The sequence below is a fragment of the Kitasatospora sp. NPDC097643 genome (genome assembly GCF_040302625.1).
Taxonomy (GTDB): domain Bacteria; phylum Actinomycetota; class Actinomycetes; order Streptomycetales; family Streptomycetaceae; genus Kitasatospora.
Genome location: NZ_JBEOSA010000020.1, coordinates 36926 through 48712 on the forward strand (window position 1 = coordinate 36926; position 11787 = coordinate 48712).

General features: G+C 72.5%; 11 protein-coding genes and 2 riboswitches. Of the genes, 3 read left to right on the plus strand and 8 right to left on the minus strand.

Annotated elements, in window-relative coordinates; translation table 11 throughout:
* Window positions 1-114 precede the first annotated feature (114 nt).
* The 5 genes from ABTY15_RS15480 to ABTY15_RS15500 all read right to left on the minus strand — a co-directional run bounded on the left by ABTY15_RS15480 (window position 115) and on the right by ABTY15_RS15500 (window position 6061).
* Window positions 115-1161: a C40 family peptidase gene (locus ABTY15_RS15480; protein ID WP_350584413.1), complete on the minus strand. Its 1047-nt coding sequence runs from the start codon at window positions 1159-1161 to the stop codon at window positions 115-117.
* Between the two features lie 228 nt (window positions 1162-1389).
* Entirely contained in the window at window positions 1390-2538 is a 1149-nt protein-coding gene (locus ABTY15_RS15485) for a C40 family peptidase (protein WP_350584434.1), read from the minus strand.
* A gap of 10 nt (window positions 2539-2548) precedes the next feature.
* Window positions 2549-2702, minus strand: a riboswitch (cyclic di-AMP (ydaO/yuaA leader).
* Between the two features lie 271 nt (window positions 2703-2973).
* A complete protein-coding gene (locus tag ABTY15_RS15490; protein ID WP_350584458.1) occupies window positions 2974-4017 on the minus strand; it encodes a C40 family peptidase in 1044 nt (347 codons plus the stop codon).
* A gap of 200 nt (window positions 4018-4217) precedes the next feature.
* On the minus strand, window positions 4218-5579 hold the full coding sequence (locus tag ABTY15_RS15495; RefSeq protein WP_502893505.1) for an NYN domain-containing protein: 1362 nt from the start codon (window positions 5577-5579) through the stop codon (window positions 4218-4220).
* 218 nt (window positions 5580-5797) lie between these two features.
* Window positions 5798-6061 (minus strand): hypothetical protein, encoded by a 264-nt coding sequence (locus ABTY15_RS15500; protein ID WP_350584469.1) that lies wholly within the window; start codon window positions 6059-6061, stop codon window positions 5798-5800.
* A gap of 202 nt (window positions 6062-6263) precedes the next feature.
* On the opposite strand from ABTY15_RS15500, the gene ABTY15_RS15505 reads away from it, so the two are divergent.
* A complete protein-coding gene (locus ABTY15_RS15505) occupies window positions 6264-7046 on the plus strand; it encodes a rhomboid family intramembrane serine protease (RefSeq protein WP_350584482.1) in 783 nt (260 codons plus the stop codon).
* Between the two features lie 41 nt (window positions 7047-7087).
* Window positions 7088-7369 carry an Lrp/AsnC ligand binding domain-containing protein gene (locus ABTY15_RS15510; RefSeq protein ID WP_350584496.1) on the plus strand — a complete coding sequence of 94 codons (282 nt, stop codon included), beginning with the start codon at window positions 7088-7090 and terminating at the stop codon, window positions 7367-7369.
* 3 nt (window positions 7370-7372) lie between these two features.
* Here ABTY15_RS15510 and ABTY15_RS15515 read toward each other — a convergent pair whose 3' ends face one another.
* The 3 genes from ABTY15_RS15515 to ABTY15_RS15525 form a co-directional block, all read right to left on the minus strand.
* A complete protein-coding gene (locus tag ABTY15_RS15515) occupies window positions 7373-8770 on the minus strand; it encodes an aminotransferase class V-fold PLP-dependent enzyme (protein WP_350584507.1) in 1398 nt (465 codons plus the stop codon).
* A gap of 52 nt (window positions 8771-8822) precedes the next feature.
* A riboswitch (SAM riboswitch) is annotated at window positions 8823-8940 on the minus strand.
* A gap of 108 nt (window positions 8941-9048) precedes the next feature.
* On the minus strand, window positions 9049-10125 hold the full coding sequence (gene trpD / locus ABTY15_RS15520; RefSeq protein WP_350584520.1) for an anthranilate phosphoribosyltransferase: 1077 nt from the start codon (window positions 10123-10125) through the stop codon (window positions 9049-9051).
* Window positions 10126-10243: 118 nt separating this feature from the next.
* Window positions 10244-10669: a response regulator gene (locus ABTY15_RS15525; RefSeq protein ID WP_350584529.1), complete on the minus strand. Its 426-nt coding sequence runs from the start codon at window positions 10667-10669 to the stop codon at window positions 10244-10246.
* A 396-nt stretch (window positions 10670-11065) separates the two neighbouring features.
* Here ABTY15_RS15525 and ctaE point away from each other — a divergent pair, with 396 nt between their 5' ends.
* Entirely contained in the window at window positions 11066-11686 is a 621-nt protein-coding gene (ctaE, locus tag ABTY15_RS15530) for an aa3-type cytochrome oxidase subunit III (RefSeq protein WP_350584539.1), read from the plus strand.
* Window positions 11687-11787: the final 101 nt, after the last annotated feature.

An 11787-nucleotide genomic window follows, 5' to 3' on the forward strand; every position in this document is an offset into this window, starting at 1 on the left:
GCTGGGCCAGCCCGCCGACCGCGAGCAGCAGCGCACCGCGCCGGGACAGGCCACGGCGGGCCGGCGCACGGCGGGGCGGGCCGGCGGGGTCGGACGGGATCGGGCCGGTCGGGCTCAGAGCCGGACCACCCCCGCGACCGGCATCGCGGTGACGCTCTCGTAGCGGACCTTGGCGCCCGGGTACGGGGCGTGCACGATCACCCCGCCGCCGGCGTACATACCGACGTGGTGCATGTCCCGGTAGAAGATCACCAGGTCTCCCGGCCGTGCTTCGGAGAGGCTGACCCGCTGGCCGGCGGACGCCTGGGCCTGCGAGGTGCGCGGCAGGGTCACTCCGGCCTGCCGCCAGCTGTAGTACATCAGACCGGAGCAGTCGAACGCGCGGGGCCCGGTGGAGCCGTAGACGTACGGCGAGCCGATCATCTGCACGGCGGCGGCCAGCGCGGCCGCACCGCGCTCGGAGGCGGGCGGGGCGGTGCCGAGGTCCAGCCGGTCGGTGCCCCGGGTGGCGCGCTGCTCGGCCTCCCGGGCGTCCTGGGCCGCCAGCCGGGTGCGCTCGGCGACGTCCAGGCTGTTGAGCAGCTTCTGCGCCTTGGTCAGCCGCTGCTGGATCTGCTGCTTGCTGTCGGCGAGCGAGCGGCGGGCCTGCTCCAGCTCGGCGAGCTTGGCGGAGGTCTCGGTGCGGCGCTGGTCGAGCCGGCGCTGCCGGGTGACCAGCTCGTGCAGGGTCTCCTGCTGGCGCTCGGCGGCCTGGTCCAGGGTGCGGGCCCGGGTCAGGTAGCCCTCCGGGTCGCTGGCGAGCATCAGCTGGACGGTCTGCGCCATGCCGCCGGCGCGGTACTCGGCGCCGGCCACCGTGGCGAGGTCACCGCGCAGCTGGTTGAGCTGGTCCTGGGCGACGGCGATCTCGCCCTGGAGGACGGTGGTCTCAACCTGGAGCCGCTGCTGGGCGTCCTGCGCGGCGTTGTACCGCTCGGACGCCTGCTCGGCCTCGTCGTAGAGCTGTTCCACCTGCGCCTTGACGTCCTTGCGGCTCGGCCCGTCCGGCGCGCCGGGGGCGGCCTGGGCGGTGCCGGCCGTGGTGACGCCCAGGGCGGTGGTCGCGGCCGCGGTCAGCACCAGCGCACGGGCGAGCAGTTGGGAACGGCGGTGCACGGGCATGGCGGCAGCGGCTCCAATCCTGCGGTGCGGCCCCGCGGCCGCACCGGAGCGGGCGGCCCTCGAGCGGGAGTCCGGTGGCAGACGTTAGCGAGTCCGGGCAAGTGAGTCCAAACCCCTCCAGGACCGAATATTTGATCCGCAATCGGACATCTGCCCGGGCCGCCGGGAAAAGCCGCAGGCCCGGGCCTTCACGGGGAAGGTCCGGGCCTGCGAGGGCCTGAGCGGGAATCAGACCCGCACGATGGAGGACAGCGGCATGTTGGAGACCGCCTCGTAGCGGACCACGGCACCGGGCTTGGGCGCGTGCAGCACCTGGCCGTTGCCCGCGTAGATCCCCACGTGGTGGGCGTCGCTGTAGAAGATCAGCAGGTCGCCGGGCTGGGCCTGGGAGAGGTCCGTACCGATCCGGGTGCCGGCGCCGGCCTGCTCCTGCGAGGTGCGCGGCAGCGACACGCCGGCCTGGGCGAAGGCCCAGCTGGTGAGGCCGGAGCAGTCGAAGGAGTTCGGGCCGGTGGCGCCGTAGACGTACGGGCTGTCGAGCTTGGAGGCGGCGTAGGACAGCGCGGCGGCACCGCGCGAGCTGCCGGGCGCCGGGGCCGGGGCGGGCTTGCTGGTGGCGGCCGGGGCCGGGGTGGACGGGGCGCTCAGGTCGGTGCGGTTGCTGTCGCGGGAGGCGCGGTCGGCGGCGGCCTTCGCGGCCTCGGCCTTGGCGGCGGCGTCCGCCTTGGCCTTGGCGTCGGCGGCGGCCTTCTCCTCGGCCGCGCGGATCGCCTGGCGCTCCTGCTCGGTCAGCGTGTTGAGCAGGTCCTGCGCCGCCTTCAGCTTGGCCTGGACCTCCTCCTTGGAGGTCTTCAGCTGCTGGGTGGTGCTCTCCATCTCGGAGAGCTTGCCCTGGGTCTCGTCGCGGACCTGGTCGAGCTTGCGCTGCTCGTCCTGGAGCTGCTTGAGCTGGCCCTTCTGGGTGCTGCCGGCCTGGTTCAGCGTCCCGGCCTGGTTGAGGAAGTTGTCCGGGCTGGCGGAGAGCATCAGCTGAACGGTCTGGGATATCCCACCGCTGCGGTACTGCTCGCCGGCGATCTCGGCGAGGCCGCCCTGGAGGTCGGTCACCTGCTCCTGCTGCCGGGCCAGCTGGTCCTGGAGGCCGCTGACCTGCTTCTGCAGCTGCTGCTGCTTCTCCTGCGCGGCGTTGTACTTCTCGGTCGCCTGCTCGGCCTGCTCGTTGAGCTGGTCGACCTGCTCCTTGACCTGATCCTTGGTCGGCGTCGGGTCGGCGTGGGCGCCGGACTGCGCGGAGAGGGCGACGGCGGCGGCCGCCACACCGGTCAGGATGGAGACGCGGGCACGGCCGGCGGGCTTGGGACGACGATGGGACGCCACGAAGGCGGACTCCTTCTTCCTGCGTCCGCCTACCGGGTGAGCTGACGGGTTCGGGCCGGAAGCATGCCCTACGACGCCTCACGGCCGTTCCAGCGGCCGACCTGGCGCCGATTCACCCCGGAGGAACGTGGTTCCCCGGCTCCGCTCCACAGCGCCCCCGACTGCTGGGCTCCCCTGTCGGCCAGGCACTGGGCCTGCCCCGCTGCTTCACGAACTCGGCGGTACCACCGCCGCCACCCGGGCTGGGTGATCGACAGTGCGGTGGTTCGAAGCACGACCCTAGTAACTGAACCGTGATCCGTTCAAATCCTTGTCAGAAAAATGACGTAAGAATACCCAAGTTCTTTTGTGAAGATGACCGCTGGTGATCGTCGCCCTACACGGAGCTGATCGAATCACCGGGCCGGCCGGGAAGCCCCGGAATCTGCCGGTCCGTCAGACCCGGCGGATGGTGTTGATCGGCATCGCGTCGGCCTTCATGACCTTCACCACGTCACCGGTGTGCGGCGCGTGCACCACCATGCCGTTGCCGATGTACATCCCGACGTGGTGCCGGTCGCTGCCGTAGATGACGAGGTCGCCCGGCTGGGCCTGGTCCAGCGAGGGCACCCGGGTGCCGACGTTGCCCTGCTCCTGCGAGGTGCGCGGGAGGGAGACGCCGGCCTGGCCGTACGCCCAGACCATCAGGCCCGAGCAGTCGAAGGTGGACGAGCCGGTGGCACCCCACACGTACGGCGAGCCCTGCTTGCTCATCGCCTTGGCGACGGCGACGCCCGCGTAGCCGCTGGCCTGCGGCAGCGGGCCGAGGTCCGGGCGGTCCGTGCCGCGCGAGGCACGGTCGTCCTGCGCCTGCTGGGCGCGCAGCGCGGCCCGCTCGGAGGCGCTGAGCGAGTTCATCAGGTCCTGCGCGGCCTTCAGCTTCTGGTTGACGTCCGCCTTGGCCTGGTTCAGGTCCTTGGTGGTGGAGTCGAGCGAGGCGAGGACGGCCGCGGCCTCGGCCTTCTCCTGGTCCAGCCGGCGCTGCTGGTCCAGCAGGCCCTTGAGCGCCTCGGCCTGGCTGGCGCTGGCCTGCTGCACGCTGGACGCCTTGTCCAGGTAGCCGGACGGGTCGGAGGAGAGCATCAGCTGGACGGACGGGTCGATGCCGCCGGTGCGGTACTGCTCGCCCGCCACCGCGGCCAGGCCGGTCTGCAGCTGGGTCATCTGCTCCTGGCTGCGGGCCACCTGGTCCTGGAGCTGGTCGGCCTGCTTGCGGAGCTGGTCGGCCCGCTCCTTGGCGCCGTTGTACTTCTCCGCCGCCTGCTCCTGCTGCTCCTGGAGCTGGTCGATCTGCGCCTTCACGTCCTCCTTCTTGGGGGACGGCGACGGCGCGGCGTGGGCGGCGACCTGGGCGGAGAGGGCGACCGCGGTCGCAGCAGCAGCGGTGAGCACGGAGACCCGCGCGCGACTCGGCTGCTTGGGACGGCGGTGGGAGGCCAAGGGACCGGCTCCTTCTTCCATCGGCCTCACCCTTACGAGTGAGAATCCGGAAAATAGGTTTGACGCCAGACCCTAGTGAAGATCCAAGCATTCCGCCACTCCCCCGAAGGCGTGAACGCCACTTCCGCCAATGACTTCACCGGATCCCCACACGCCCGCAAACCAGGCGCTGACCAGGCGTCATTCCGTCGGGGCACCGGTCAGGGCCGTGCCAGCCGGTTCAGCAGCAGCACCGAGGCGACGGGGCGCGCACCCGCCTTCCGCACGCCCTCCGCGACCTCCCGGTCGGCGGACACCACCACCACCGGACGGCCCTGCGGCTCGGCCCGGACCAGACGCCGGATCAGCTCGTCCGCGGTCTCGCCGGTCCGGCTGAACCGTACCCGGACCCCGCGCGGCGGCGCCATGATCACCGGTACGTCCAGGTCCTGGCCGTCGAACACACAGGTGACCTCCGCCTGCGTGCGCTGGGCCAGCATCGCCAGCCCGCCCAGCAGCCGGATCCGCTGCTGCTCCAGCGGCAGCGTCGGATAGCCGGTCTTGGTCACGTTGTAGCCGTCCACCACCAGGTGCACCTGCGGGATCGCCAGCAGCTGGTCCAGCAGCGCCGGATCGTCCTCGGCCAGCCCGCGCCGGGCCACGTCGTTCGGCGAGGCCGCCCCCGGCACCACCGCCTCCACCAGGTCCGCCGGGCGGATCTGCGACACCGGCAGCGCCAGCTCCCGTTGCAGGCCCTGCGCCGACTGCAACACCGTGTCCAGCAGCAGCCGCAACCGCATGTCCTCGACGCTGCGCCCCTCGCGGGCCGACCGCCGGCCCTGCTCGGCGGCGTTCTCCAGCTCGGAGACGCGGTGCCGCAGCCGCCGCGCCTCGCCCTCGGCCGCGCTGCGTTCGGCGGCCGCCTGCGCCTTCGCGGCCTCCAGCTCCCCGGTCAGCCGACGGGTCTCGGCCTGCGCCCGGCGGGTGTCGCTCTCCAGCGAGCGCACCTTCTTCCGCAGCGATTCGGCCTCCCGGCGGACGTCCTCGGACTCGGTCCGCTGCCGGTCCAGGTCGGCCCGCGCCGTGGCCCGGACCTCGGCCAGTTCGGCCTGGAGCTTCTCCACCAGCCGGGCGGCCTCCGCGGCGGCGCCCTCGGCACCGGCCCGCTCGGCCTCCTCCCCGGCCTCCGCGACCAGCCGGCTCCAACCCGCCGACCGCACCAGGTAGGCGGCGGCCGCGACGTCCATCGGATCGGCGGCGCCGGGAACACTGCCCGACTCCAGCGCCTTCACCAGGTCCGGCTGACCCAGCCGCAGCCGCTCCGCTATCCGCACCCGGAAGGCCGGCTCGGACTCCAGCGCCGCGGCCAGCGCGGTCGCCGCGTACTTGGCCCGCCGGGCCGGGGTGAACTTGGCGTACTGACGCAGGCTCTGCGGCAGCTCGCCCGGCGGCAGCCCGCCGAGCGCGTCCGCCGCCAGACCGACGACCCGTCGGCGCACTCCCTCAGGCAGCGGCCGGTCCAGCCGCTCGACCACGTGCTCGACACCGGGCTCGGACGGCACGCCCTCGGCGGCGGTCTCCACCGGCTCGACAGCCGACGCCGGCGCATCCGCAGCGGACTGCCGCCCCTGCGGGTCGGCGGGCTCCTTCGCTGCGTCCACCACGTCCTCGGCTCCGATCCTGGTCCATCGGGGCGCGGCCCGCGGCCGCCGTCCCTGTCGTCACGCTCCGTGCGTCTTGTCTGTATTGTCCCGTGCGGTGGACGGCCACGCCGCGCACCGTCCACCGCACCGGCGGAACATCAACCCTGCTCGGCGGGGGCCTCCACGCCCTCGGCGCCCGGACGGGCCACCAGCTCGACCTGGTCCACCGCGTTGCACCAGCGGCAGCGCACCGACTCGATCGTCTCGCTGAGCACCTCGGTCTCCTCGACCTTGGAGTCGCCGGCCAGGTCGAAGTGCAGGAACTCGGTCACCCGCGCGGAGCGGGTCACGTCGAACCGGGTGAGGTTGCCGCACAGCGTGCAGCGCCAGCGCGTCTCGGCGGTCAGGGCGGGGACGGTCATCGGGGGTCCTCTCGGGTGGTCCCTGCGTGGGCTAGGCGCTCCCCCCGGAGCCCCGGCGTCGGCGGCGGGAGGCGGGAATGCCCGCCCCAAGCCTATTGCCTGGGGCAACCATCAGGACCACCGGTTGTTCGGAACGTGACGGTTGGGCCACCTGCCGTACAGCGCGGTGTCACACGCCCGGGCCGGAGGGATGCTTGGGCCCATGGCACTCGCGGCCCCCGGCCACACCGACGAGCGGGACGGTCGCCCGGCCGCGACCGCCCCGGCGGTCACCTACACCCTGATCGCGGTCAACACCCTGGTCTTCCTGCTCGGCCCGGCCGCCGGGCTCAACCCGCTGTACGGCAGCGGCCGGTCCCGGGTCTGCGCGGAACAGCGGTACGAGCAGCGCTGGGGCGCCGTCCCCGCCGAACTCCTGGCCGGCCACCCGCTCACCGCCGAACAGCTCGCCGAGGCCCCCGACCCCGTCCCCGGCTGCCCGGCCGCCCCGACCCCCGGCAAGCACCCGGCGCTGTCCGTCCTCAGCGGGCTCTTCCTGCACGCCGGCTGGCTGCACCTGCTGGGCAACCTGCTGTTCCTGCACGTCTTCGGCCCCACGGTCGAACAGCGGCTGGGCCGAGCCCGGTTCGTCCTCTTCTACCTGGCCGCCGGCAGCCTGGCCTCGTACGGCTTCGCCCTCGCCGAGGCGCACACCCCGGACTCCACCCGGGTGCTGATCGGCGCCTCCGGCGCGATCTCCGCCGTCCTCGGCGCCTACCTGCGCTTCCACCCACGCTCCCGGGTGACCACGCTCGTCCCGCTGCTGCTCTTCCTGCCGCTGCGCTTCCCGGCCTGGCTGGTGCTCGGCCTCTGGTTCGCCCTCCAGTGGTGGTCGGTCCACTCGGCGGGCCCGGGGGTGGCGTACCTGGTGCACGTGATCGGCTTCGTGGCGGGCTTCCTCTACGCCTGCACGGCGGTCAGCCGCCCCCCGAGACGACCCGGCTGACGACCGATACCCTGGCGCCACCCCACAAAGGAGCCCGAACAGTGATCACCGCCATCGTCCTGATCAAGACCAGTGTCGACCGCATTCCGGAGATCGCCGAGGCCATCGCGGCCATCGAGGGCGTCAGCGAGGTGTACTCGGTGACCGGCGGCTACGACCTGGTGGCGATGGTCCGGGTGCGCCGCCACGACGACCTGGCCGAGGTCATCCCGGGCTGGCTGAACAAGGTCCCGGGCGTGGCCCACACCGAGACCCAGATCGCCTTCCGCACCTACTCCCAGCACGACCTGGAGGCCGCGTTCGCCCTCGGCCTGGACGAGTAGGGGTCAGCCCTCCCGGCGCCCCCTGTCGATCTGCACAGTCGCGACGCAACGGCCGCCCTCGTTGCGGTAGTTCCACGCCGCGCCGTCCGTGACCAGCTCGCGGACGGCGGTCAGGAAGCGGTCGACGTGCTCGTCCGGCGTGCCCGCGCCGAAGCTCACCCGGATGGCGTTGAGGCTGCGCTCCCCCGGCAGCGACGGCTCCGGCGCCCCGCACTCGGAAGGCGCCGCGTCCTCGTCCCCCAGCAGGGTCCGCACCAGCGGGTGCGCGCAGAACAGCCCGTCCCGCACGCCGATGCCGTACTCGGCGGACAGCGCGGCCGAGAAGTGCGAGCTGTTCCAGCCCCGGACGACGAAGGACAGCACGCCCACCCGGGCCACGCTGTGAATGTCACCAGTGGCGCCGAACAGGTTCAGCACCCGGACCTCCGGGATCTCCGCCAGCCCCGCCGTCAGCCGGTCCACCAGCTGCCGCTCCCGCGCCTCCAGCGCGTCGAAGCCCGCCTCGGTCAGCGCCCGGCAGGCCGAGGCGATCGCGTACGCGCCGATGACGTTCGGCGAACCGGCCTCGTGCCGGGCCGGGCCGGTGTGCCACTGGACGGCCACCGAGCCGTCGGTCTCCCGGGCGACCGTCCGGGTCGCCCCGCCGCCGGCCAGGTACGGCTCGGCCGCGTCCAGCCAGTCCGCCCGGCCGGCCAGCACCCCGGCGCCGAACGGCGCGTACAGCTTGTGGCCGGAGAAGGCGATCCAGTCGACGTCCAGCGCGCGCACCGAGACCCGGTGGTGCGGAGCGAGCTGGGCGGCGTCCAGCACCACCCGGGCGCCGTGCCGGTGCGCCGTCTCGGTCAGCTCGGCGACCGGCCACAGCTCACCGGTGACGTTGGAGGCGCCGGTGACGCAGAGCAGCTTGGGGCCCTCGGGCGCCCCGGCCAGCGCGGCGTCCAGCGCGGCGACGGCCTCGGCCCGCGAGCGCGGCGCCCGCAGGTAGTGGACGTCCAGCCCGGCGTGCGCCCAGGGCAGCAGCGAGGCGTGGTGCTCGGTCTCGAAGGCGAACACCCGGGTGCCGGCCGGCACGGCGCCCGCCAGCAGGTTGAGCGAGTCGGTGGTGGCCCGGGTGAAGACCACCTGGTCGCCCTCGCGCAGGTCGAGGAACTCGGCGACGGTGCGGCGGCTCTGCTCGAACAGGTCGGTGGAGAGCTGCGAGAGGTACCCGGCGCCGCGGTGCACGCTGCCGTAGTACGGGGCGTAGGCGGCGACGTCGTCCCAGACCCGCTGGAGCGCCGGGGAGCTGGCCGCGTAGTCGAGCGCCGCGTAGCCGACCTTCTCGCCGTTGACGAGCGGCACCTGGACGTCCCGGCCGAGCACAGCCAGCGGGGCGCAGATTTCGGTGGCAAGAGAAGACATGAGGATGCACTCCTTCGGAGGTCGAGGGACCCCGGGAGTGCTGGATCTCGGGCGTCCGCGCTTGCCGCGCGGACGGATTGCCGCGTGACCCGGTCCTCACCCAGGGCACCCCGCCACGGACGGAGGGTTGCCGGACAGCAAGCTGGGGCTTGACGCTGTCACTCATGACCTGGACAGGACTCTAGGTCGCGTCCGCCGGGTGGTCAAACACGGTTCCACCATCCGGACAGCCGAAGGGGGCCTGCCGGGAGGATCCCGACAGGCCCCCAACTCCCGCTTCACGCCCGGCTGGTGGCCTCCGACCAGCGGCGCAGCACGTCCTGCGCCTCGCCGGAGTCGATGGCCTCCGCCGCCCGGGCCATGCCCGCCGCGAGCTGCTCGGCGAGCGGCGCGTCGGTCAGGTCGAGGGCGACCAGCGCCGCCGCCGTGTTCAGCAGGACGGCGTCCCGCACCGGCCCGCGCTCCCCGGCCAGCATCCGGCGCGCGACCTCGGCGTTGTACGAGGCGTCCGCCCCGCGCAGCGTCTCGATGCCGACCAGCTCGACGCCGACGTCCCGCGGGTCGAAGGAGGTCTCGGTGACGATGCCGTCCCGCACGATCCACACCCGCGAGGTGGTGGTGATGGTCAGCTCGTCGAGGCCGTCGTCCCCCCGGAACACCAGTGCGGTCGCGCCGCGCCGGGCGAGCACCCCGGCGATCAGCCCGGCCAGCCGGGTGTCGAAGCAGCCGATCGCGTGCGAGGTGACCCTCGCCGGGTTGGTCAGCGGGCCGAGGATGTTGAACGCGGTCGGCACCCCGAGGTCGCGCCGGGCGGTGGCGGCGTGCCGCATCGAGGGGTGGAACTTCGCCGCGAAGCAGAAGGTGAGGCCGACCTCCTCGGCCACCTCGGCGACCCGCCGGGCGGAGAGGTCCAGCGCGACGCCGAGCTTCTCCAGCACGTCCGAGGAGCCGCTCGCCGAGGAGGCCGCCCGGTTGCCGTGCTTGACCACCTTGGCGCCGGCCGCCGCCGCGACGATCGCCGACATGGTGGAGATGTTGACGGTCTTGGCCCGGTCGCCACCGGTCCCGACGATGTCCACCGCCGGGCCGGGGATGTCCAGCGGCTCGGCGTGCGCGTACATCGCGTCCACCAGACCGCTGATCTCGTCGACCGTCTCGCCCTTGGCCCGCAGCGCCACCATGAACCCGGCCACCTGGACCGGGGAGGCCTCGCCGCTCATGATCCGGTCCATCGCCCACGCGGTGGCCGAGCGGTCGAGGTCCTCCCCCTTCAACAGTGCCGCCAGGATGTCCGGCCAGGTGCGGACCACCTGCGCGGGGTCGGTACCACCGTTCGCAGGGTTCACGTTCACCATGGCTGACTCCAGCTGTTGTCGGTTCCCCACTCCGGGGGACGTCCGTACGGATGGAGTCAGCCTATCGAGCGGTGGGGTCCCTCCGGCGCTGTCTTCTCTAGTACTGAGACGGCCCTGCTCAGCGGCTGGCCGGAGCCCGCTTCGCCAGCCGCGCCCGCAGCAGGGTGGCCACCGCCTCGGCCAGCGCCACCGGGTCCACGGGGTGGGAGATCGCCGCGTCGGCCCGGCTCCAGGCGGCCAGCCAGGAGTCCTGCGGCCGGCCGATCAGCACCAGCACCGGCGGGCAGCCGTAGATCTCGTCCTTGAGCTGGCGCCCGAGCCCGAGCCCACCGGCCGGAACCGCCTCGCCGTCCAGGACACAGAGGTCGACCCCGCCCTTCTCCAGCGCCTTCAGCACCGCCGGGGTGGTCGCGCACTCCAGGTAGGACAGTTCCGGAAGATCCTCAGCGGGCCGCCGGCCGAGCGCCGTCAGCACCTGCTCGCGGGTGTTGCGGTCATCGCTGTAGACGAGGACGGTGAGCGTCTCGTCGGTCGTGTACGCCATGGACCCTGCTCCCTCAAGTGTGATCCGGACCACGTTCGCCTGATCCGGATGCTACTCCCGATCACCCCCCGTCGAGTCCCCCTCGGACACGTTCCTCCTCAAGCCGCCGCGCCCACGGCTCACCCGCCCGGAGGACGGCCCGTCACCCGGACCCGCGCGGTCCACCCGTACGGCCGACAGGGCGCTCGTCCCCCTACCTCCGGGGGCTGCGCCGACCGTGCAACGACACGCTGGGCAACGGGGTCGCAGGCCCCTCCGAGGAACCGTCAGAAAAGGGACACGCCGCTGCTCAGACCCCGTCCGGACACCCCGTCGACCCCCAAGCGGGCATACCGCACGCACCGGACACTCCGAGGGACACCCCCCGGCGTGAAGACGGAATAAGGGACCGACATAATGTCCGTCGTGGCGACAGCAACAGCAGTAGAAACCGGGCACGCGCACGGATCGGTCAACCGGCCGAACATGGTCAGCGTCGGAACCATCGTCTGGCTCAGTTCCGAGTTGATGTTCTTCGCGGCCCTCTTCGCGATGTACTTCACGCTCCGCTCCGTCAAGGGGCCGGAGTTCTGGACCGAGAAGGCGCACGCCCTCAACGTGCCCTTCTCCTCGGTCAACACCACGATCCTGGTGCTCTCCTCCCTCACCTGCCAGCTCGGTGTGTTCGCCGCCGAGCGCGGGGACGTGAAGAAGCTCCGCTCGTGGTTCGTCGTGACCTTCATCATGGGCGCGATCTTCATCGGCGGCCAGATCTTCGAGTACACCGAGCTGGTCAAGAAGGACGGCCTCTCGCTGTCCTCCGACCCGTACGGCACGGTGTTCTACCTGACCACCGGCTTCCACGGTCTGCACGTGACGGGTGGTCTGATCGCCTTCCTGCTGGTCCTGGGACGGACGTACGCAGCCAAGCGCTTCACGCACGAGCAGGCCACCGCCGCCATCGTGGTGTCGTACTACTGGCACTTCGTCGACGTCGTGTGGATCGGCCTGTTCGCGACCATCTACCTGATCAAGTAACCAGCTGATCAGGTCGCTGGCCACCGGCTGCGGCCCCCGCCCTCACCGGCGACGGGCCGCTTCTGCCGGTGCCGACGCTCCCACCGACCGACCGCGCGCGC